24 protein-coding genes, 1 tRNA gene and 1 pseudogene are annotated in these 20,500 nt (G+C 40.9%); 16 read left to right on the forward strand and 10 right to left on the reverse strand.

Annotated features, from left to right (window positions below):
* The first annotated feature begins 58 nt into the window (after positions 1 to 58).
* The gene (locus tag SFC25_RS15090) at positions 59 to 496 is read left to right on the forward strand and encodes a CotO family spore coat protein (protein ID WP_411216078.1); all 438 of its coding nucleotides are present in this window, start codon (positions 59 to 61) and stop codon (positions 494 to 496) included.
* A 47-nt stretch (positions 497 to 543) separates the two neighbouring features.
* Here SFC25_RS15090 and SFC25_RS15095 read toward each other — a convergent pair whose 3' ends face one another.
* Positions 544 to 1,026 (reverse strand): CotY/CotZ family spore coat protein, encoded by a 483-nt coding sequence (locus SFC25_RS15095; RefSeq protein WP_411216079.1) that lies wholly within the window; start codon positions 1,024 to 1,026, stop codon positions 544 to 546.
* 218 nt (positions 1,027 to 1,244) lie between these two features.
* Between SFC25_RS15095 and SFC25_RS15100 the strand changes: the two genes are divergently transcribed.
* Both SFC25_RS15100 and SFC25_RS15105 read left to right on the forward strand, forming a co-directional pair.
* Entirely contained in the window at positions 1,245 to 1,766 is a 522-nt protein-coding gene (locus SFC25_RS15100) for a hypothetical protein (protein ID WP_411216080.1), read from the forward strand.
* 96 nt (positions 1,767 to 1,862) lie between these two features.
* Positions 1,863 to 2,138 (forward strand): hypothetical protein, encoded by a 276-nt coding sequence (locus tag SFC25_RS15105; RefSeq protein WP_411216081.1) that lies wholly within the window; start codon positions 1,863 to 1,865, stop codon positions 2,136 to 2,138.
* 1 nt (position 2,139) lies between these two features.
* On the opposite strand, the gene SFC25_RS15110 is transcribed toward SFC25_RS15105, so the two are convergent.
* The 5 genes and pseudogenes from SFC25_RS15110 to SFC25_RS15130 all read right to left on the reverse strand — a co-directional run bounded on the left by SFC25_RS15110 (position 2,140) and on the right by SFC25_RS15130 (position 5,218).
* Positions 2,140 to 2,817 carry a DUF421 domain-containing protein gene (locus tag SFC25_RS15110; RefSeq protein WP_411216104.1) on the reverse strand — a complete coding sequence of 226 codons (678 nt, stop codon included), beginning with the start codon at positions 2,815 to 2,817 and terminating at the stop codon, positions 2,140 to 2,142.
* 78 nt (positions 2,818 to 2,895) lie between these two features.
* Positions 2,896 to 3,318, reverse strand: coding sequence for a GNAT family N-acetyltransferase (locus SFC25_RS15115; protein ID WP_411216082.1), 423 nt, complete (start codon positions 3,316 to 3,318; stop codon positions 2,896 to 2,898).
* A gap of 2 nt (positions 3,319 to 3,320) precedes the next feature.
* Positions 3,321 to 3,833 carry a 2'-5' RNA ligase family protein gene (locus SFC25_RS15120; protein WP_411216083.1) on the reverse strand — a complete coding sequence of 171 codons (513 nt, stop codon included), beginning with the start codon at positions 3,831 to 3,833 and terminating at the stop codon, positions 3,321 to 3,323.
* A gap of 96 nt (positions 3,834 to 3,929) precedes the next feature.
* Positions 3,930 to 4,655, reverse strand: a complete 726-nt coding sequence (locus tag SFC25_RS15125; protein ID WP_411216084.1) for an alpha/beta hydrolase — start codon at positions 4,653 to 4,655, stop codon at positions 3,930 to 3,932.
* Positions 4,656 to 4,834: 179 nt separating this feature from the next.
* Positions 4,835 to 5,218, reverse strand: a pseudogene (locus SFC25_RS15130) (VOC family protein).
* A gap of 224 nt (positions 5,219 to 5,442) precedes the next feature.
* Here SFC25_RS15130 and SFC25_RS15135 point away from each other — a divergent pair.
* Entirely contained in the window at positions 5,443 to 6,045 is a 603-nt protein-coding gene (locus SFC25_RS15135; protein ID WP_411216105.1) for an HD domain-containing protein, read from the forward strand.
* Positions 6,042 to 6,446, forward strand: coding sequence for a FosX/FosE/FosI family fosfomycin resistance hydrolase (gene fosX, locus SFC25_RS15140; protein WP_411216085.1), 405 nt, complete (start codon positions 6,042 to 6,044; stop codon positions 6,444 to 6,446). Before SFC25_RS15135 ends, fosX begins: the two co-directional genes overlap by 4 nt.
* Positions 6,447 to 6,455: 9 nt before the next feature.
* Here fosX and SFC25_RS15145 read toward each other — a convergent pair whose 3' ends face one another.
* From SFC25_RS15145 to pgaC, 3 genes are read right to left on the reverse strand one after another with little or no spacing between them, the layout of a single operon-like run.
* Complete coding sequence (locus SFC25_RS15145; protein WP_411216086.1) at positions 6,456 to 7,325, reverse strand: polysaccharide deacetylase family protein; 870 nt, start codon at positions 7,323 to 7,325, stop codon at positions 6,456 to 6,458.
* Positions 7,322 to 7,771: a poly-beta-1,6-N-acetyl-D-glucosamine biosynthesis protein PgaD gene (gene pgaD / locus SFC25_RS15150; protein WP_411216087.1), complete on the reverse strand. Its 450-nt coding sequence runs from the start codon at positions 7,769 to 7,771 to the stop codon at positions 7,322 to 7,324. Before pgaD ends, SFC25_RS15145 begins: the two co-directional genes overlap by 4 nt.
* The gene (gene pgaC, locus SFC25_RS15155) at positions 7,732 to 8,982 is read right to left on the reverse strand and encodes a poly-beta-1,6-N-acetyl-D-glucosamine synthase (RefSeq protein WP_411216088.1); all 1,251 of its coding nucleotides are present in this window, start codon (positions 8,980 to 8,982) and stop codon (positions 7,732 to 7,734) included. The genes pgaD and pgaC overlap by 40 nt, the downstream gene beginning before the upstream one ends.
* A 419-nt stretch (positions 8,983 to 9,401) precedes the next feature.
* Between pgaC and SFC25_RS15160 the strand changes: the two genes are divergently transcribed.
* From SFC25_RS15160 to SFC25_RS15195, 8 genes are all read left to right on the forward strand, one after another.
* On the forward strand, positions 9,402 to 9,602 hold the full coding sequence (locus SFC25_RS15160; RefSeq protein WP_038559445.1) for a cold-shock protein: 201 nt from the start codon (positions 9,402 to 9,404) through the stop codon (positions 9,600 to 9,602).
* Between the two features lie 464 nt (positions 9,603 to 10,066).
* Positions 10,067 to 10,477 carry a PTS sugar transporter subunit IIA gene (locus SFC25_RS15165; protein ID WP_411216089.1) on the forward strand — a complete coding sequence of 137 codons (411 nt, stop codon included), beginning with the start codon at positions 10,067 to 10,069 and terminating at the stop codon, positions 10,475 to 10,477.
* Between the two features lie 15 nt (positions 10,478 to 10,492).
* Positions 10,493 to 10,963 carry a PTS sugar transporter subunit IIB gene (locus SFC25_RS15170; RefSeq protein WP_411216090.1) on the forward strand — a complete coding sequence of 157 codons (471 nt, stop codon included), beginning with the start codon at positions 10,493 to 10,495 and terminating at the stop codon, positions 10,961 to 10,963.
* 18 nt (positions 10,964 to 10,981) lie between these two features.
* Positions 10,982 to 11,731: a PTS mannose/fructose/sorbose/N-acetylgalactosamine transporter subunit IIC gene (locus SFC25_RS15175; RefSeq protein ID WP_095223831.1), complete on the forward strand. Its 750-nt coding sequence runs from the start codon at positions 10,982 to 10,984 to the stop codon at positions 11,729 to 11,731.
* Complete coding sequence (locus SFC25_RS15180; protein WP_411216091.1) at positions 11,731 to 12,576, forward strand: PTS system mannose/fructose/sorbose family transporter subunit IID; 846 nt, start codon at positions 11,731 to 11,733, stop codon at positions 12,574 to 12,576. Before SFC25_RS15175 ends, SFC25_RS15180 begins: the two co-directional genes overlap by 1 nt.
* 26 nt (positions 12,577 to 12,602) lie before the next feature.
* A complete protein-coding gene (locus tag SFC25_RS15185) occupies positions 12,603 to 13,670 on the forward strand; it encodes an SIS domain-containing protein (protein WP_411216092.1) in 1,068 nt (355 codons plus the stop codon).
* Positions 13,671 to 13,752: 82 nt separating this feature from the next.
* Positions 13,753 to 16,530, forward strand: a complete 2,778-nt coding sequence (locus SFC25_RS15190) for a sigma 54-interacting transcriptional regulator (RefSeq protein ID WP_411216093.1) — start codon at positions 13,753 to 13,755, stop codon at positions 16,528 to 16,530.
* Between the two features lie 19 nt (positions 16,531 to 16,549).
* A complete protein-coding gene (locus SFC25_RS15195) occupies positions 16,550 to 16,834 on the forward strand; it encodes an HPr family phosphocarrier protein (RefSeq protein ID WP_411216094.1) in 285 nt (94 codons plus the stop codon).
* A gap of 38 nt (positions 16,835 to 16,872) precedes the next feature.
* Here the strand turns inward: SFC25_RS15195 and rpoN are convergent, their stop codons facing one another.
* Entirely contained in the window at positions 16,873 to 18,165 is a 1,293-nt protein-coding gene (gene rpoN / locus SFC25_RS15200) for an RNA polymerase factor sigma-54 (RefSeq protein WP_411216095.1), read from the reverse strand.
* 277 nt (positions 18,166 to 18,442) lie between these two features.
* Between rpoN and SFC25_RS15205 the strand changes: the two genes are divergently transcribed.
* The 3 genes from SFC25_RS15205 to SFC25_RS15215 form a co-directional block, all read left to right on the forward strand.
* Positions 18,443 to 18,515: transfer RNA gene (locus SFC25_RS15205), tRNA-Val, on the forward strand.
* Between the two features lie 230 nt (positions 18,516 to 18,745).
* Entirely contained in the window at positions 18,746 to 19,699 is a 954-nt protein-coding gene (locus SFC25_RS15210; protein WP_411216106.1) for a tyrosine-type recombinase/integrase, read from the forward strand.
* A gap of 165 nt (positions 19,700 to 19,864) precedes the next feature.
* Positions 19,865 to 20,500 (forward strand): tyrosine-type recombinase/integrase (locus SFC25_RS15215; RefSeq protein WP_411216096.1); only part of this gene is annotated, 636 nt, incomplete at its 3' end.

Below are 20,500 nucleotides of genomic sequence, written 5' to 3' on the forward strand. Positions count from 1 at the left end.
CCCCCTATTTCTCCGTGCATATAATGGGAAGGAATCCTAATGCAGAGGAGGGCGCAAAGTGTCCAAAGAAAAGGTAAGGCACCAGCAGCCATTGCTGTTTATTGCCCAGCCTAAGCTTGATCTGCCAAATGCAGAAATGCAGCAGGCTTATCGTACGGCAAAAGGAAAGAAGAAAGAAGTCAAAACCGAAGAGGAAAAACCAGAAGCTGCTGCACCTAAAGAAGAACAAGCTCAGTCAACAGAGAAGAAAGTAGCGCCAACTAATAAAAAGGTCAATTTCAAGGATCTGCCGACAGCGGGAAAAGTGGAGTATTTTTTGAATCTTCCTGCTCAAATACCAAGAATGAAATGTGAACTTGTTACTGCAGAAGGCAGCTTGATTGGCACGATTTCAGGTAAAGAAGGAGATCTCATTCAATTTAAATCAATCCGGCGTCCATTTAGGCGGGAATTGAAGCTTGAAGACATACGGGATATTAAATTACTTGGTTTCTAAAAAAAAAGTTCAATCTTGTAATCAAGATTGAACTTTTTTCGATTACTTTAGTCAACCGCTCTTGTACCTATGAACGCAGAGATAGCTGGCAATGTAGTGATGTGAGCGAATTTAGTCAAGTCAACTGTGAAGCAAAGACCCGTTGCTGCCAGGCCAGTAACAATTTGATCGTCGATACCATCAGGAATGAGTGTGATATCAGCTGGGCTGCGAAGCAGTTCCAATACAGCAGCGTCATCATCGTAAACTGCTTTCACTCGGAAGTAGTAGCTTGCAGCTACCGGTCCAAGTGTTCCTGGAGTTGCTCCTGGAGCTACTCCATAACCGCGGAAGATACCACCAAGGTCGTTATAAAGGCAGATTGGTACTGTATCGAAACCAGCAGATCCTCCAAAGTTTCCAAGAAGATCATTGATGGATTGTTCCGCACTTGTTGCACAGCATTCGCTGGAGATATCTCTTTGTGCATTGGCAATTTCTCTGACGATATCTACAACGATTGATGAACTTTCTCGCGTTGCGTTGCTCATGATTTTACCCCTCTCGAAATGATAAAGTAATGACGTTTCGTCTTTAATAAGATATGAGAGGTCCCTTGTTGTGTGTGGGCACTTAACCGCATAATGCAAGAAGTTGGTAGGTATTTGAGGTGAGGAAAAAACATGGGATTAGGCATACATAGCACACCTTATCGAGATGGGTTACATAAACTATCAAGACTTGAGTCCAAGGAAAAGGAGTGAAAGATATGTCTCAGGAAAAAAAGGTCATCCACGTGAAGAATCTCATCATCAAAGCTGACAAAGTGGTACTGGATGCGGATGATGTACACAAAGATAAGCACGATCATGACGTTAAAAAGCATGATCATTACGATAAAAAGCATGATGATCATAAACATGATAATGATCTGTTCTTTTCTTCCCGTCGTAAAAAAGACGGCGATGATCATAAACATGATGATAAGCACAATCATGATGACAAACACGATCATGATGATAAAAAGCATGATCATAACTTTGGCTTTGATTTTGATCCATTCTTCGGTCCCCGCCGGAAAAAAGATGACGATGATCATAAACATGATGATAAGCACGATCATGATGATAAACATGATCATGACAAGAAGCATGATCATCACTTTGATTTTGATCCATTCTTCGGTTTCCGTCGGAAGAAAGATAATGATGATCACAAACACGATGATAACGATGATCATAAGAAGAAAGACAACGACGATGATAAAAGACGCCAGAGCTTCTGGTTCTGATAAAAAGCAGCCTAGGCTGCTTTTTTTATGTGGTTAGACAAGGAGGAAACCAGGGAAAAGAAGAATAGTATATACAGAAACAGAGGAGGAGATTGCATGACTTGGACAGTGCCAGTTCCATCTTATCAATACATGGATTATCAAAACAGGGTCAACAGCCCGAAAAACGATCGTTATGTAATTGAAAGGACGAATCCGATTATGTCCGATAAATCGAAAGATACTTTCGAGCAGCGCGTTCAGGATCGGCTGGACTACCAAGCTGCCATGCCGCGCCAAAAGCGTGATCAATCAACCAAAGAGACGCAAATGGATTGGCAGACATATAGCTTATTAACTGGCAAAGGTCATTATATCAACACGGTCTGTTAGTTTAATACGATCTGGTAAAAAGCCCATTAGTGGGCGTCCATTCCGCATATACTACTTCGGAAACCCTGTTAAAGCCCTGCTTCTTGATTTCCTTCTGCAGCCATTCCAATGTCTGGCCGCTATTAATGACGTTATCGTTGATTATCTCTCCATCCAATATGAAGGAAACAGGGAGAGGGTTAGGCTGTTCTTTCAGATCGAGATCGTTCCGCGTGGGATTTTGATAGGCGCTTTTCTTCAAGACACTTAAACTGCCATCTGCTTCAATGATGGCATAATCCACTTCAGCTAGTGAGAAAATGCTATTGGATCGCAACTGATGCATCAGCTGATTAAGATCCATTTTATTGTTCTTCATATCCTCGTACCGGAGTTCGCCTTTAGAAATGATTACAGTCGGTTTTCCCTCCAGAAAACTGCGCGTTCGTTTGAATCGCTGGGTTGTTTTCTCAATAACAACCATAAGTATGCCCCACGTAATGATTGCGACTGCGATATGGGGAATTCCAGCTTCCGGATCGAAAATGGCATTACCAAACAGTTCGCCGACTGCAATCGCGGCAATGAAGTCGAAGGCTGTGATTTGATTCATCTGGGTTTTCCCGAGTACCTTCGTCAATATAAACAGACCAAAAAAACCGAATATTACTTCCACGATGATTTGTCCATATACTCCCACGAGCAACACATCCCTTCTAAAAGAAGCATGCCCAAAGGAATAGTGACTATACAAAAAAGAGACTTCCCAAAGGAAGTCTCATAGCTGCTTTGTCATTGTTTTATGCGGTATGCCCGCATCCATGAACTCATCTGAAACGACTGTATAACCCAATCGTTCATAGAAAGGAATTGCCTGAGTCTGCGCATTAAGTTTCGCTTTTTGCATACCGCGTTTTTTCGCTTCCTCTTCCATGGCCCACATCAATTCATTGCCGTAACGCTTGCCTCGGAATTCTTTCAATATGCAAATGCGTTCCATCTTCGCATACTCATCGACCAAGCGCATTCTGGCAGCCGCCCCCGGCGTACCATCCTCGTATCCAACAAAATGGATACTTTCATTTTCCAGTTCATCAATCTCAAGATCGGCGGGCACTTTTTGTTCCTCAACGAATACTAGTGTTCTTACTTGGAAAGCATCCTGTTGTTGGATGCTGTTTTCTGCTACGAATATTTCCATGTTTATTCCTCACCTAACGTAAAAGTTTCTTTTACAATCCATTTCTCATCTTTTTGCTGCTCGAGCAGATGGAATTGTGCAGCTTGTTCTTCATATTTGAATTGCTTTAACTTCAGTGTTCCGTGCAAATCAGCATATTCCCCACTCGAAAGGTTTTGCGCAATCGTGATATGCGGAATGAATGCATAAGCTTTTTCACCTTCGAAGAAACCATGATATAACTTCTCATGCAATGTTTTTAATTCCTCGGAAGGTGTCACCTTGAAATAGAGCGTATTATGAGCAGGTGCAAACGTACTTACTTTCTCGATCTGATAAGAGAAAGGAGGTGTCTCGCGTGCAATCCGTTTCAGTTCACTGACAGCGTCGATCAGATCTTCTTCATTCAATGGGAAAGGCTGTCTTACTTTCATATGCGGTTTGATGAGTGCGTAAGCGGAGTCGTATCGTTTTCGATACGAATTGGCTTCTTGCTGCACTTGCTCGGATGGAAAAATTGCTACAGTGTAGTTCATCTCAATACCTCCAATTAAGAATGAATAGCATGCGTATCGTTCGCTTTATGCCTCTTATTATACCAGAGAAGGTGCCTGCTGTATGCGGCCAAAGGTTCAGCCGAATACGTCAGTCAGTACCTGTTTCATATCGCGCTGCCAATACTTCCATGTATGATCCGCATCCTGCAACTCCCGATACGTATAATCAACAGCCTTATTGCGGAAGAATTCATACAACTTTCGATTCGGTTCCACAAAGTCCATATCTTTATTGAAAGAAGTTGGAACGCTGGTCTCATTCGTTCCAATCGTATGGTAAATAGACAAGTTATCCAGCTGCTTGGCATCTTGTACTTCCCGCATAACAGCATCATCCACTAATGGGGACTGCATGACCACGCCTCCAAATGTATGTGGAAAACGGAGGGCTGCAACAAGGGAGAGGGTACCAGCCAGGGAATCGCCCATCAAGGTCCTGCTGGCTCCCATATGTAATGTCGGCAGATCGTCCTCCAGAACCGGCAGCACTTCATGCAGAAGGAACTGCAGATATGCTTCATGCTTCTTACCATCAGGATAGTATTTATCAATTCGGTCGTAACGATCGCGATAATGAATACCAGCAAAGACGGTATTTTGAATCTTTCCATCGGTATGTAGCTGATCACTTAACGTTGCGATTCTGCCCATTTGGAAGTAATCATTGCCATCCTGCATGATGCATAACTGATACTTATACAAAGGAGAGAATGACTCCGGCTTATACCAGCGTAATTCCAAGCTCTCATCCAAATAGATGCTGTCAATGATGGTACTTTCCATTTTACCATTTCGTTTCATCTGCTAAACCTCGCTTTGTGAAGGGTTGTAATGTCATTTTACCATGAATGGAAAGGAGAGATAGAATAATACAGGTCGAAAGGATAAACTGACAGACCCATCTCCGCCTATGAGAGGAAATAAAAAGACCTATTTCAATTTAGTGAAATGGGTCTTACAGTTAATCTTACTATATGGAATTAATGATTTTTCTCCATAACCGCAAAGTAATTTCCTTCATAATCCGCAAAGTTGAAAACTCTCCCAGATGGCATTGCCACTATTTCTCCTACTGTTACATGATCAGTTGATTAATCTTCATGCAGTCTATCAAGGTTATCCGAAAAGAACAGTAAAGAGGGGGGGCCAAGATTTAGTTCGGGTTCCATTTTCGCAATGATTTCTTTGTTGTGGAGAATGATACTTGTTTCCGTATTATTTGATGGTGCGATTTCAATCCATCTCATACCCTGGCTGCCATCTTCTTCCGCAATCACTAGAAACCCCAGTTTTTCTGTCCAAAAATGAACTGCCTGATTCTGGTCGCTAACATATAACATGACTTGACAAATGTGATTAATCATTATTATCTCCCTTTTAATTTGAATGTGCGTATACATTCTGCACAGGAGTGGATTTTACCTTTTAGAAGTACTCATTTTATAAAAAAATTTGACCCTGGAGATTAATGAATAGAGCACGAGGTGGGGTTCTGCTGGAAAGCTAAGGAGTAGATGCATCTAGCACAAAGTCCAAATACCCAAAATCATGGTAATATCATAGCGGGGGGATGATATCAATGAAGCAGATGAAAGGAATCATGCAAGTATTGAAGCTTGCTGAAAAGCTTAAATTTGAGATGCGGCATAGCTGGCTGTCGAACGGCAGGCGGGAGAGTGTAGCAGAACATACATGGCGCGTAGGGCTGATGGCTGTGCTGATAGAGCCATACATAGAAGAGAAATTAGATATGGCGAAATTGCTGAAGATGATCATGATTCATGATTTAGTCGAAGCAGAAGCAAAGGATGTTCCTGCTTTTGATACGCTGTATGATGCAAATAGAAAAGAACAAAAACAGCTGGCAGAACAAACAGCTATCGATAACATCAGAAAGATGCTGGAAGAAGAGCCAGGAAAGGAGCTCCAGGATCTTTGGCTGGAATTCGAAGCAAAAGAATCATTTGAAGCCAAAGTAGCCAACGCTTTAGATAAGCTGGAAGCACAGCTGCAGCATAATGAAGCATCGATGGATACATGGCTCGAGATTGAAAGAGAAATGGTTTATTTACTGAAGCCACATACGGAATTCCATCCGGTACTGGAGGATCTGCGGCAGGTCATTGTTGCGGAGGCAGAAGAGAAGTTGGAGAATCACGGGTTTGTACAAAGTGCGGGTCAGCCTAAATGATCCAAGGGATAAGCCACATTACGTTTGTCGTTAGGAATCTCGAACAAACAGCTGCGCTTTTTCTGGAAGTTTTAGATGCGCAAGAAGTTTATGACAGTGGAAATGACATACACTCCCTATATCCGGAGAAGTTTTTCCTTATTGGACGGCAATGGATTGCTGTTATGCAGACGGATGAGATTAAGAACCGTACATATCACCATGTTGCGTTTCAAGTGAACGCAAGTGATCTTGGGACGTATAGAGATAGGATAGAAAAGGCAGGTCTAGAAATTAGACCACCCCGATCGCGGATTGCTGGAGAAGGGCAGTCCATCTATTTCTATGATTATGACCATAACCTATTTGAACTGCACACGGGCACGTTGGAAAAACGATTAAAAGCATACAAAAAAGGATGAAACAATGTTTCATCCTTTTTCCTGTTCCTCTATATAAGGCAATATGATGGATTCAAATGTTTCTGGATTCGTGACGATGCGATTTAAATAAAAGGCGTCATCTTTTACAGTGATCGATTGCGGCGCAAGTATAGCTGCTTGTTCAAAGCCGGCATCTTTGACAACTTGAGCAACTTTGTCATTTGTATTCCCATAAGGATAGGCGAAGGTGATAGGATCAATATCCAAATGCTCTTCAATCGCAGCTTTACTTTTCTTTAAATCTTTTGCGAATGCATCCAGATTTTTGTCATCCAGAAACAGCGGCTTGTCTGCTTCCAGTCTGTGCATATCATATGTATGCGAACCGATTGTAGCAAGTCCGCTGTCGACCATTTCCTGTATCTGCGGCCAAGTGGCCATCTGCAGATTCTGGAAATCCTTATCCCCAACATGCCCAGCGATGACATAGAGAGTAAAAGGTACATTTTCTTTTTCCAGAATCGGAAAAGCATTTTCATACACAGTCCTATCAATATCATCAAAGTTGATCCACACACAACGATCGGGAAAAGCGCCTTCTTTCTGATAGAGGCTTATGTCTTCTGGTGTAACAAAGGCAGCATCCATACTTTTAAGCTTTTGGATCTGTGCTTCAAAATCATCGGTATAAACACTATAGCGTGTCAGCTCATCCGACCGAGTAAAGAAGGAGACAGTCTTATTAAAGACTGTCGGGCGTCTCACTCTATGATAATTCAGTCCGAGGCATCCATCTTGATTCAAGGCATGGTCAATCTTTGTCTCTTCGGCTACATCAGCCTCAAATAAGTGAATGGCACGAAAGGTAATCAGCCCTGCTATTGCTACACCCGCAAGGATTAGCAGGATTCTTTTCATTTTTCCAAATCCCGAACTGGATTTTTCTCAAATTCAATATAATTGCTTGTCTGTAATTTCTTAATCGTTTCTGCTGGAATGAGCTCCAGCTTTACAAGATCATCTACTGTAGCGGGCATTGGCGGCTTACGACGTGTCATACTACCAAAACGTTTTTTGTTATACGTCCTCCAGAAAAAGAAGTAGAGGAGGAAAAACAGAAAAATACATACACCGATCAGCATGAAAGTCCGAACCTCTGCATTCGATGTCTTGAAAGCAATTTTTAAGATACCGCTGTACCGATCATTCGTATCGAACAAAGCAGATGCAAAAAACCAGACGACAAGCAAGCTATACATCCAGATCAGCAATGTAAAAAGCAGGCTTGCGATAAAGCGCGGCAAAGATTGCTTCTCCAATATGATTACTTGTTCCTGCCGATCCCGCGGTCTGGACTTTTCCATGTCGCATAGCCTCCTTTATAACGTGATTTGATGGCACGAGGAAATGCGCTTATGACTACACCTGTATTGACGATCCAATAAATAGCAGGATACCAGGATGCCCACAGATAAAACCGTTTCACTTTGTCATACTTCGAATCTATGTGCAGAGAAATGAAAAGCTGAATCAGGCTCATAAATACAAGGGCAAAGGAAGTGAAGGTGATCCAGATGAGCATCTCCTGGAAAGTTTCTGCTGTAAGCAGAAGTGACACAGTCACAAACAACCAAGCAAAGGCCCAAATTGTACTGATCCATTGCTCCAAGTAAACTATCCAAATACGGCGCTGATTCCAGCGGAACAGCACACGCCAGTGGCGAAGCATGACTTCCTGTCCGCCCTGTGCCCAGCGGACACGCTGCTTCCATATGCCTTTCAGACTCTCCGGGACAAGCATCCAGCATAGGGCCCGCGGCTCATAGCGGATATCCCAAAAGCGCTGCTGCAGCTTCCAGCTGACAGCGATATCTTCGGTTATCATATCCCGATCCCATAAACCAACATCCAAGAGCGCTCGCTTCCGGAATGCCACTACTACTCCTGAAACCGTCATAACCTTTCCAAGAATCCGCTGTGTCCGTTTGATTGCTCCAATGATAGAGGAGTACTCTACAAGCTGCATCCGGCTGAGCAGTGTATTACGATTCCGAATTCGCGGATTCCCCGTAACTGCACCGAGACGCTCACCCTTATGCAGGAAGTGATGAATCAAATAATATGGTGCATCATTATCAAGAATCGCATCCGAATCCAAGCAAAGCAGAAACTCACCTCTGGCAGCATGCGCACCAAGATGCAAAGCATTCGCTTTTCCTCGGTTCTCATACGACTGGATAACCCGGATACTCGGATGCTTCTGACTGAGCTGTTTCAGGATGGCAGCCGTATTATCCTTGCTGCCATCATTGATTAAAATGATCTCTTTCTTTGGATAATCCAAACCTAGTAAATTATCCAACGTTTCTTCAATTGTCTCTTCCTCATTATAACAAGGGACCAAAAAACTGATCAGCGGCCAATCGACCTTTTCGAAATCAATTTTTTGGTCTTTATCACGAAACCATATATAGACAAGAGTACCAGCAATCCAAAACAGCGACATCACAAATGGGTACCAAAAGACGAAACTGGCAATGCCATTCAGCCCCGGTACGAAAATATTATCGAACATGTATTGCCCACCTTTACGTATTACGCGACTGCGCTATCAAAGTATAATAGATTGCCAAATAAAAAGCACTATCGTTTTGTATATATTTGTAAAAATAAATAAAGAATTTTGTCTTATTTTACGATGCAGCTTATGGGCAAATTCTTTATTTAAATGGAGATCATTTATTCAGAAAAAGAAGACAGATCAGTAATGAATAAAATTAAGAAATCCATATTTTTGCACTTTTTAAATATATCTACTTTTTTGCATTTGCTATATTCAGTTTTACGTGTTAGAATGAAGTTAATTATTTTTGTTCGGTGTAAGATTTGCAAGAAGAGAAATCTCTTCATATAGAATTTTTTATCTTGAGATAATATGTTTGAACAAGGGTAGTAATACAAGCGTGGGTTCAACCCACCACAGGAGGCAACATCATGGAACAAGGTACAGTAAAATGGTTTAACGCAGACAAAGGTTTCGGTTTTATCGAAGTTGAAGGCGGAGAAGATGTATTCGTACACTTCAGCGCTATCCAAGGCGAAGGCTTCAAATCTTTGGACGAAGGTCAAAAAGTTACTTTCGACATCGAGCAAGGTCAACGTGGAGCACAAGCTGCTAACGTTAACAAAATCTAATTTTAGATAAAAAAGACTCCTTTTGGAGTCTTTTTTTGTTTGATTATATTAATCAGCAAAGTGGATTTATATTTACTGTCAAGATCTTGGTATCCTTACTTTTCTGAACACATGCATCGGCGAGGACTTAAACAGATTAATGTAAAACTTTGCTCCTGTCTGATACTTAATGATTATTCAGATGATAACGCATTTAATAGAACCGAACGGCATCTGCCGTTCGGTTTGTTTAATATTAAGTAAATTAAGGACGTGTAATTTAAATTACATCAGTTTTAGGAGTCATTAGACAACGCTCTCTTGAAAGTGCATGGATTGCTCCTTAGTCACACAACCACGCTACACTCAATGAAGCAGAAATACTGTGACACAGTAAGAATAAAATTCAGAATATAACGTTAATTTATCGGTATCACACTAATTGGCATGATTCTTGCTTATTAGTTAAGTGAGGAGGTGAAAGGATGAAAAAATTCATCATCGCATCACATGGCAATCTTGCAAAGGAACTTAAGAACTCTGTTCAAATGATCATGGGGGACACTTATGAAATGGAAGCTGTGTGTATGGATCCCGAGAGAACAATGAATTCAGTCAAAGAAGAAATCAGTGAAAAGCTGAACAATGAGGATGAAAATTCTGAATATATCATTCTCACGGATGTGCTCGGTGGAAGCATCGCTAATCTATGTGCTGAATTCACAAGTCGTTCCAATATTCATGTAATAACTGGTTTCAATTTATCACTCGTATTGGAAATGCTTAGTTTAAAAGATGCGATGTCAACGAACGATTTAATAGATCATTGTTTATACCAAGCAAAAAACGGCATTGTGTATGTCAATGAATTGTTATCCAAAGGTATACCAAAATAGATAGGAGGAACAGTGATGATTAAACTTGTAAGAATTGATGATCGACTTTTACACGGCCAAGTAGCTTTTGCCTGGTCCCGCCATCTTGATGTGAATACAGTTATTGTTGCAAACGATCAAGCAGCAAGTGATCCTTTAAAGAAGATGACGTTAAATCTAGCAAAAGCACCGGGAAGCACACTATATGTCAAAACGGTGACTGAAACCATCGAGATACTTCCGAAATTGGAAGATCCAAAATTCAAAGCACTGATTCTAGTCGATAATTCCAAGGATGCTTTAGCTTTAGTTGAAAGTTACTCCGGGATAAAAAGTATCAATCTTGGCGGGATGCGGATGGCTGAGGGTAAAAAACTCATTTCCAGAGCGATTGCAGTAGATGAAGCTGATAAAGAGAATTTGAACGAAATAATCAGCCGCGGAATTGAAGTGGAAATCCGTCAGGTACCAACGGATAGCAAGAAGCTATATGAAACTGTCGTCTAAACGGGAGGGGGAGTTCTTATGGTATTAGAGGCTATACTCATCGGATTGCTTGGAGCGATTGGAATCTTAGACGGAAGGATATTCGGACAGATGATGTTTGAACGTCCGCTGGTCATGGGGCCGCTGGTAGGGTTAGTGCTGGGAGACTTCACTACTGGAATCATTGTCGGAGCGACATTAGAGCTGGTATGGATGGGAATCGTTGGCGTTGGATCAGCAACACCACCTGACGTTACAACTGGAGGTATCTTAGGGACAGCTTTTGCCATTATGACTGACAGCGGAGCTGAGGTTGCCTTGGCATTAGCAGTTCCGATAGCCATACTTGCTCAATCTCTAGGTATCCTTGTAAGGACTATCAACACTTCGTTCATACATCGCGCAGACAAGTATGCCGAAGAAGGTAATACAAAGAAAATTGTGCTGATGCACTGGCTTGCTGTAGGACTATTTTTCCTAAATGGTTTTGTTCCAAACTTTTTGGGGATTCTATTAGGTTCTGAAGTGGTGGAGGGTATCGTGAATGCTATTCCTCAAACTATCACGGAAGGGCTGCAAGTTGCAGCGAATATGTTCCCAGCATTAGGTTTTGCGCTTTTGTTGCAAATGACCTTCACAAAGAAATTATCGCCTTTTTATTTTCTGGGGTTCGGTTTAGCTGTGTTTTTTGGGCTCGATATCACACCTGTAGCGGTAATTGGAGCTATTATAGCGGTTGTAATCTATCAGCTTATGCCAACAGATAAGGACAAGGAGGTGCTTCTCTAATGGAGGAAAAACAACTCAATCATCAAATGGATGCTGGCCAAGATGAGCTAGTAGATAAAAAAACATTAAGAAGGGTTTTTTGGAGATCATTTCATCTTCAAGGATCATTCAACTATGAGCGGATGCAAGCTTTAGGCTATCTATACGCGATGATTCCTATCCTGTTAAAGCTTTATCCAAAGAAGAGTGATTTAGCTGCTGCCTTAAAAAGGCATTTGGAGTTTTTTAATACTACTCCTGCTGTTTCAAGTTTCGTCATGGGTATCTCAACGGCAATGGAAGAAAAGAATGCAAGGGAAAAAGGGGTATTCGATTCCTCTTCCATTAATGCGATTAAGGTAGCATTGATGGGGCCGCTCGCTGGTATTGGTGACTCTTTCTTCTGGGGAACTTTTCGGGTCATAGCAGCTGGTATAGGAATATCACTTGCAACCCAAGGTAACATACTTGGAGCAATTCTATTCTTGGTACTTTACAATATCCCACACTTCTTCTTGCGCTATAAAGGAACATTCTGGGGTTACAACCAAGGGACAACACTCCTTGGCTCGTTATATGAGAAGGGCAACATGGAAAAAGTGTCATACTGTGCAGGCATACTGGGGTTGATTGTAATAGGTGCCATGACTGGTACTTTGGTACAATTCACAACTCCGTTAGAAATCAGTATCCAGGGAGCTGCTGTAAACTTACAGGATACGCTGGATCAAATAATGCCGAATATCCTGCCGCTTGGGCTTACATTGCTGCTATTCTTGCTGCTGAAAAAAGGGATTAAGGTGAACTATATTATGATTGGTATCATTGCTGTCGGTATTTTAGGCAAGTGGGCTGGAATTCTATAAACCTATTGATAGGAAGGGGAAGCATTATGCAAACAAATCTAATGAATCAATTTATCCATGAGGAAAAGGAAGTACTCACATCTATTTTACAAGGTAAGGAAGCTATTATAGGGGACAGCGTGCAAGCTTATACAAATAACGATATCGAAAATATATATGTAATAGGCTCGGGAACTTCCTATCATGCTGCATTAGTGGCAAAGGATACGATATCAAAATTACTGAACAAACAGGTATTTGTAATGTATCCAACACATTTTGAGCGGGAGCAACTGCATCTAGGCGGAAAACAGCTTGTTATTGGGATCTCTCAAGGTGGCAGGAGTCTATCGACAATCCATGGGATTGAAAAAGCAAAGCAATGGGGTTTTCCTACAATAGGAATTTCCGAGTATGCAGAAAGCGATCTAGCGGAAACAGTTGACTATTTTATCCCTTTATCCATCGGTTCTGTTGAGAAAGCAGGAGCTAAAACAAAAGGATATGTTGGGACTATTCTTACTTTGATTCTCTTTGCTATGCAGGCTTCGGGGAAGCAAGATGAACAATTAGTAGAGAGACTGCAAACTACTTTCAAAAACCTAGATAAGCTAGCTAAAGTGTCAGAAGAATGGTACCAAAAAATTAAGGATGATTTCTTTAATGCAAAAGATATCGCTGTGATTGGATATGGCACAAACTACGCTACAGCACTGGAAGGAGCATTGAAACTCCTGGAAACTGCAAGAGTTCCTGTGGTTGGTTATGAAATGGAAGAATACATGCATGGCGTTTATAACTGCATCAGCCCGGACAGCTTCATCATATTTTTGGCCTCGGAACACAAGGATAAGGAAAGGCTGCTCAATATGAAAGAATTCTTGGGAAATATAACAGATCATTGTTACGTAATAGGTAAAGAGGGAACCTTTGAGACAACTGATCAGGATTTAGCTTTTGCCTTCCAAGAGCAGGAAGACTTCTCTGCATTTGAGTATATAGTGCCCCTTCAAATCTTATCATCGTTGTTATCTGCTGATAAAGGCATAGATGCAGCAATTCCGAAATTCCCTAACTTCCACACAATGATGGGAAGTAAGGTAGCTAACATTTAAATATTTTTCTGACTATTAGGAAAATTATAGATATAATATGAAGGTAGAGCTTCAGTAGGTCGGATAGGGAGATGAAATCGAGATGATAAAAGATAACATAATCCAACAAATCTTACATCTGTCTGCTAATCTGCCAGATCAACATAAGGACCAGATTGGAATCGATGCCAGTCAAATTGCAGCATTGATGCAAATAAGCAGAAGTGCTGCAAGCAGGTATTTAAACGAACTTAATCGTGCGGGAGATATGGTTAAGATCAACACTAGACCGGTTTATTTTCATATGAAGAGACATTTGGAAGAGCACTATAATAAGTCTATGCTTCAAACAAGCTTCCAAAGTTACGAAGAGTTATTTCACTACTTGCAGAATGAAGAAAGCAAGAAAAGGGATCCTTTCTCTGTATTCATCGGTGCAGAAGGAAGCATGTCCACTCAAATAGAGCAATTAAAAGCAGCTATAAGTTATCCTCCAAGAGGTCTTCCAATCATGATTGCTGGAGAAACAGGTGTAGGAAAAAGTAATTTGGCAAGATTGACGTATGAATACGCATTGGAAAGCAATCTTATCGCTCCTGAGAGCCCTTTTCTTACAATGAACTGTGCGGAATTTGCTGATAACCCAGAGCTAGTCACAGCTAATCTTTTTGGTTATGTTAGCGGGGCATTTACCGGTGCTGTAAAAGATACGAAAGGCATCATCGAGTCCGCTGACGGAGGGATACTCTTCTTGGATGAGGTGCATCGATTATCCGCGGAAGGACAGGAGAAGTTGTTTCTGTTCATGGACCAAGGTGTATTTCATCCATTAGGAGATAACCAAAAGTGGAAAAAGTCAGATGTAAGGCTTCTTTTTGCAACTACAGAAGGAATAGAAGAAACCTTTCTGCCTACATTCATAAGGAGAATTCCGATCATTACATCGATACCTCCATTAAGGGAACGATCCGATGACGAGAAGTTTCGCTTAATCTATCTTTTCTATGAAAAAGAAAGCAGGAATATCGGCGTTAAATTAAGTATCCAGCATGATGTCATCCGTGCGCTGATGGCCTATCGTCCAAAAGGAAATGTAGGAGAGTTAAAGAATGTAATTACTACGTCTTGTGCAAAAGCTTATCAAGAATCGATTGATGCTATAGATGATGGAATTCATATACAACAACGCCATTTGCCAAAGGAAATAGTTGAATACTATTTACTGAATAAACAAAAACATGTACTGGAACTGCCGGATGAATCTATATCCATACATCCGGCAGTAAAAATAATAAATGATTTTCCCTTTTTGAACCAATCAACTGGTAAATTAAATCATATATATCAGTCTCTTATAAAACAATTGGCCGGTAACAGGGATCCTAAGGATGGTATCTCAGAGCTGGCTATCCTTGTTAATCAGGAAATTGACCGACTCATGTACAGCAACCAAAAAGTAATCGAAGAGGTTGAATTTCTTAGCCTAAAACAACTGATAACTACGTATATGGAGTATAGACCAGTGGATACATCGATTCTCTTTCCGGGAAGCTTCACTATCGGGCTGACACATTATTTATTCGAAGCATGCAGCTCAGCTCTTTCAGTTAGTGAAGAAGGCACTGCTAAGCAAGTGTTGGATTCCATCCAGTTATTGCTGCCGGATGAAGTGACTTACGCCAAAAGGATCGTCAACAAAATCAGGGATACCTTTGATGTGTATGTTAATAAACTAGATATTGCCGTTATTGCTCTTTATCTCTCTGGGTTAAAGAAAAACAAGAAGTCTGACAGAATCAGGTCGGTGATCGTTTCACATGGTTTTGCCACAGCCAGCAGTATAGCCCATGTAGCAAACAGTGTACTTGGCGAGAACATATTTGAGGCTTTCGACATGCCATTAGAGGTGTCTCCTATTGATATTATTCATAAGATAGAGGACTACATGGAAGCTATTGATACGACCAATGGTGTCATTTTTCTGGTTGATATGGGCTCACTGACAGAATTGCAAAACCATTTGCACCCTAAGGGTCCAGGTCCAATTGGATTATTAAATAACATTACTACATCCATGGCTATTGAAGTTGGAGAATCAATCCTGCGTGAAGATAAAATAGAGGAAATACTTAAACGTGTTACAGCATCCATCAAACCAACTTACAAACTGATTAAAGATGAACGTAACAAGAACAATGCCATCATTACAACCTGCGGTACTGGCATGGGAACTGCAGTGAAAATTAAAGAGCTCCTTATGAAAGGCATTGGCAAAACGAAAAACATCACAGTACTTCCTTATGATTTCTTAAGTTTAAAGAATAATGGTCTTAAGGAACATGTCTTTACTAGTTATAATGTTTTGGGGATTGTAGGTACTCTCGATCCAAGGGTGCCGCATATTCCTTTTGTAGCTATGGAAGATATAATTTCAGAGAAAGATACGAATAAGCTGAATGAAATATTCAGTGGGATATTGCCGCCTGCAAAAATTGAAGAATTAAATGAAACAATGCTGAAGCTTTTCTCTCTGGAAAGTGTTATTAACCATTTAACAATTCTCAACCCTGACAAGCTTATTGATAATCTAAGCGACATCCTAGGAAGAATTCAGCAAGAATTGAATATCACGTTCTCAAATCCTACTTTAATGAGTTTATATATTCATATGAGTTGTCTCGTTGAACGGCTTGTCAAGAAAAGTCCTATTGAATATTACTCTGATATGGAACAATTCGGGGAAGAACACAAAACGTTCGTGCATCTGATGAAGCGTATTTTCTACAGAATCGAAGAGAATTACGGCGTAGAAATTCCCTTGTCGGAGATTGGATACATTTATGATATTATAAAAATCAGAAATGAATCCTTTGTTTATTAGTAGAAGAGAGGAAGATAATTTGCTCGTAGAGAGGTTTATAATTACAGATAAAATGGGTATTCATGCTCGGCCTGCAACAAAGCTAGTTCAAGCAGCAAATAAGTTTACATCGACTATTCAGCTTGGATTTGAGGATACACAAGTAAACATGAAGTCTATAACTGGTATCATGACACTTGGAATAACAGAAGGAATGATTATTGAAGTTATGACAGCAGGGGAAGATGAACGGGAAGCATCGCAAAAATTATGTGAGTTAATTGAAAAAGAATGTATAGGTGTATCTGCAACAGCTATCATTTAATTCTAATGAAAGCATCAAGAGCCATCGCTCTGATGCTTTCATTTTTCTTTACGATTTCTAGAATCCTCAAACCCTAATTCCATTCGATATTTCGCGACTGTTCTCCTTGATATGGCGATGGAATGCTTTTGGAGTAAGGTTGCAATTTTTTGATCTGATAAAGGGGAGGATTTACACTCATTTTCGATTAGTTCTTTCATTTTTTTCTTTATCTGATGAACGGAATGGAAAGCATCTGTGTTCGCACCAGAGACTCCTTTGGAGAAGAGTTCTTTGAAAGAAAAGAGACCGAGTGGTGTTTGCAGGTACTTATTGCTAGTTGCTCTGCTAACAGTTGATTCATGGACTTGCGCAGCGCTTGCAATATCTCTTAGCGTCATGGACCTTAAGCTTGTTGTACCTTCTTTAAAGAAATCTGGTTGGAATGCAAGTATCTCCTTTGTAATGTTGTAGAGAGTCTGTTGCCTTTGCTCCAGCCCTTTAATCAATTGAGAAGCTGCATGCATACTTGCTTTTGCGTATCGTTTTACTTCATTTGATGAGTCGTTATGAAGCATGGATGAAAAAGAGGGGTCAAGTTTTACTACTGGTAAATGCGTTTGATTCACAATAATGTGAATATCGCTGTCTGTTTGTCTTAGGATCACATCTGGTGCAATATAATGAGTAGGCTTTGTATGTAAGTTTATAGCGGGATAGGGGTGTAATGACTTAATCTGTAATTCTGCCTCATAGATGACGGATAATTCTACACCGAGTATAGTTGAAAGTAATTCATATTCTTTTTCTGCCAGCAGTCCCAGATGCCCATTTACAATCTTATGGGCCAGGGAATCAGCAGATTTTATTTGCAGGAGAAGGCATTCGCGCAAGTCTCTAGCTCCAATTCCAGGGGGATCTAGAGTTTGAAGTATAGCAATTGCATCATCTAACTTTTCACTCTTGATACGTAATGAAGTCGCAGCATGTAACCTATCCAGAATCAGATAACCCTTATCATCTAAACTTCCTACTAGATAATATAATGCCGCCCTTATATCAGGTGTAATGGATAATAGGGAAATTTGATTTTCCAGATGTTCTGTTAAAGATTCTTCAGATACCATTTTGTCGTATGTGTCAGCTGCAGCAGAAGTATTTGACCAGCTGGATTCCCGGTCATAGGAAGGAGCTGCTTCTAATTGAAGGGCGGGATTAGTCTGGATCTGATCTTTTATATATTCATTAAGCTCAGCGGATGAGAACTGTAAAATAGAAATGGATTGCCTAAGAGATGGTGTCAAAGTAAGGGCTTGCTGCTGCTTTTGACTGAGACTGACGTGTAAAGGCATTAACATCACCTATAAATTGATTGATAATTCTAATTTTACACAGGTGAACAGAAGAAGGCTATACATACTTACCTAAAAACCAATTTACCACGTAAGAGGCTTCGTATCTCATTAAGTATTCCTATTAGTTTCCTACGATTTTTTATATTGAGGATATACTGCTTTCCATTATGGAGTTACAACCATTTGTTCAAGGTATCAGAAAAGACTTTTCCTAAAAGCGTTGACAAGGTCATATAACTTTAATAGAATAATACAAGACGTTACATTACATATCGATTCCGTAGCTCAGCTGGGAGAGCACTACCTTGACAGGGTAGGGGTCGCTGGTTCAAGTCCAGTCGGAATCACTACACGCAGTAGCCCGCCAAATGGCGGGTTTTTTCGTTGAATTGTAGCGGGACTTTGTACGGTAGGGTAGCGGTGCTAAGTTCCCGTAGGGTAGTGCCTCCGAAATACTATACGGAGTGATATTTTTATGAACGATGAACCACGCGTAGAGAGACGGAGAGGACGTCCGGTAAAGAGTCGCCGAACAGTCGGTAAATCGTCCGCAGATAGCCTCGACTACCTCTTTCGGATGTTCTACGAAATTAAAGTTGCGGAGGGGCGATCGAAGAATACGCTCGAACAATATCGCAACAACTACGAATTCTTTTCACGTTATCTTGACGCACGAGGCATCGAAAAAAGGGTCGCGAACATAAAGCGTGAGGTATGCCGGGACTATATCCGATATATGCGCGAAGAGGTTGTGCGCTGGGAGGATCATAAGTACCGTCCGAAATCGGCACAGACCGTAGGGCTTTCGATAGAGACGGTTAATACGCGCCTTAAAACATTGCGGGTATTTTTCAGTTGCCTCGTCGATGAAAGCTATATTTTCGAAAGTCCGATGGAGGGCGTTAAGAATCTGCGCAAGGAAGAATCGAATATCGAAGTCCTAGATGCGGACGAATTACGCCGATTATTAATGATACCGGACCAATCGTTTTATCCGGAGTTTCGCGATTACGTATTAATGCATCTGCTTATCGACGGAATGATGCGGATAAGCGAGGCGCAGGGGCTACGCGTACAAAACTTCGACTTTAACGGCAACTCCGTAACTATTCCGGCAGCTATCGCAAAAAGCCGCAAAGCGCGTACACTTGCGTTGCAGGCCCGGACAGTTAAGTTAGTTAAGGAATTATATACGGAAAACTCCGTGGACTTCGATACGGACTTCATATTTATAACGAACTACGGCGAGCAAATGGAGCGGAACCATTTCCGTAAACGGCTGATTGCCTACGCGAAAAAGGCGGGTATTACAAAGAAAGTGCATCCGCATATATTGCGTCATACTGCTGCGACAATGTTTCTCGAAGATGGCGGGGATATCCGTCACTTACAGATGATCCTCGGACATTCCGATATGCGGATGGTACAGCGATATACGCATCCGTCCGAGAAATCAGTAGCGCGTCAGCAATCTGCTCATTCAGCGATAAATAAGATCATCGGAAAATTAAATAAGCCACGTAAACGGTAATTATCGCACACATAGCGTCATTCTCTTCGGAGGGTGGCGCTATTTTTTTGTGCCTTCGTTATCTTCCGTTTGCTTTCGCTAAAGCTTCGAAAACGCCGTCATATCAACGTTTTAAAGGGATTTTAGTGCTTGTTGTAGAAGTTGATTGTGAGGTGAAAAATTATTATGAGGCACAACTATAACTATGATAAATTTGTTCACGAAAGATCGTTAGGGAATCGCGAAGTTAGAGAAGAGGGAAAAGATTTGACTGTGGAATATTCTTTTTCGGAAGCTATAGACGAATTCTTAAATGTGAAAAAGGCAGAGGGGTGCCGTAAAAGTACAATACGAGAATATAATCTGGTATTTGGATATCTAACTCGGTTTCTTTCTGAATACAAGCCGAAAATAAGCTATGTTCACGAGCTATCATCAGCAGATGTCCGTGATTATATAAATTTCCTTCAGTTCGACCGTATTCAATATGAAGGAATTTCTGATAGGGAGAACGGCAAGATTGGTTTAGCACCGGCTACAATTAATATTAGGATCCGCAACCTAAAGACCTTTTATAACTTCCTGAATCGGGAAGGCTACACTGATATAAATCCAATGAAACCAATCAAACAACTTCGTACAGATACCGAGAAAATACGATATTTTACTGATGATGAGATAAACAAGATACTCAACGTAATTGACGTTAAGACATACGCTGGATTCCGAAGTAAAATCCTAATTTACTTATATCTGGACGGTGGTTATCGTGTGGCGGAACCAGTGAACCTCTGTAAGTCTGATTTTGATTTTGAAAAGCGT

It is taken from the genome of Terribacillus saccharophilus, assembly GCF_046592595.1.
In the GTDB taxonomy this organism is placed as follows: domain Bacteria; phylum Bacillota; class Bacilli; order Bacillales; family Amphibacillaceae; genus Terribacillus; species Terribacillus saccharophilus_C.

Bases quoted from the DNA above. Each gene is read 5' to 3' on its own strand.
- SFC25_RS15095 (WP_411216079.1), bottom strand. From the start codon at position 1,026: ATGAGCAACGCAACGCGAGAAAGTTCATCAATCGTTGTAGATATCGTC.
- SFC25_RS15100 (WP_411216080.1), top strand. From the start codon at position 1,245: ATGTCTCAGGAAAAAAAGGTCATCCACGTGAAGAATCTCATCATCAAA.
- SFC25_RS15105 (WP_411216081.1), top strand. From the start codon at position 1,863: ATGACTTGGACAGTGCCAGTTCCATCTTATCAATACATGGATTATCAA.
- SFC25_RS15115 (WP_411216082.1), bottom strand. From the start codon at position 3,318: ATGGAAATATTCGTAGCAGAAAACAGCATCCAACAACAGGATGCTTTC.
- SFC25_RS15120 (WP_411216083.1), bottom strand. From the start codon at position 3,833: ATGAACTACACTGTAGCAATTTTTCCATCCGAGCAAGTGCAGCAAGAA.
- SFC25_RS15125 (WP_411216084.1), bottom strand. From the start codon at position 4,655: ATGAAACGAAATGGTAAAATGGAAAGTACCATCATTGACAGCATCTAT.
- SFC25_RS15135 (WP_411216105.1), top strand. From the start codon at position 5,443: ATGAAAGGAATCATGCAAGTATTGAAGCTTGCTGAAAAGCTTAAATTT.
- fosX (WP_411216085.1), top strand. From the start codon at position 6,042: ATGATCCAAGGGATAAGCCACATTACGTTTGTCGTTAGGAATCTCGAA.
- SFC25_RS15145 (WP_411216086.1), bottom strand. From the start codon at position 7,325: ATGAAAAGAATCCTGCTAATCCTTGCGGGTGTAGCAATAGCAGGGCTG.
- pgaD (WP_411216087.1), bottom strand. From the start codon at position 7,771: ATGGAAAAGTCCAGACCGCGGGATCGGCAGGAACAAGTAATCATATTG.
- pgaC (WP_411216088.1), bottom strand. From the start codon at position 8,982: ATGTTCGATAATATTTTCGTACCGGGGCTGAATGGCATTGCCAGTTTC.
- SFC25_RS15160 (WP_038559445.1), top strand. From the start codon at position 9,402: ATGGAACAAGGTACAGTAAAATGGTTTAACGCAGACAAAGGTTTCGGT.
- SFC25_RS15165 (WP_411216089.1), top strand. From the start codon at position 10,067: ATGAAAAAATTCATCATCGCATCACATGGCAATCTTGCAAAGGAACTT.
- SFC25_RS15170 (WP_411216090.1), top strand. From the start codon at position 10,493: ATGATTAAACTTGTAAGAATTGATGATCGACTTTTACACGGCCAAGTA.
- SFC25_RS15175 (WP_095223831.1), top strand. From the start codon at position 10,982: ATGGTATTAGAGGCTATACTCATCGGATTGCTTGGAGCGATTGGAATC.
- SFC25_RS15180 (WP_411216091.1), top strand. From the start codon at position 11,731: ATGGAGGAAAAACAACTCAATCATCAAATGGATGCTGGCCAAGATGAG.
- SFC25_RS15185 (WP_411216092.1), top strand. From the start codon at position 12,603: ATGCAAACAAATCTAATGAATCAATTTATCCATGAGGAAAAGGAAGTA.
- SFC25_RS15190 (WP_411216093.1), top strand. From the start codon at position 13,753: ATGATAAAAGATAACATAATCCAACAAATCTTACATCTGTCTGCTAAT.
- rpoN (WP_411216095.1), bottom strand. From the start codon at position 18,165: ATGCCTTTACACGTCAGTCTCAGTCAAAAGCAGCAGCAAGCCCTTACT.
- SFC25_RS15210 (WP_411216106.1), top strand. From the start codon at position 18,746: ATGTTCTACGAAATTAAAGTTGCGGAGGGGCGATCGAAGAATACGCTC.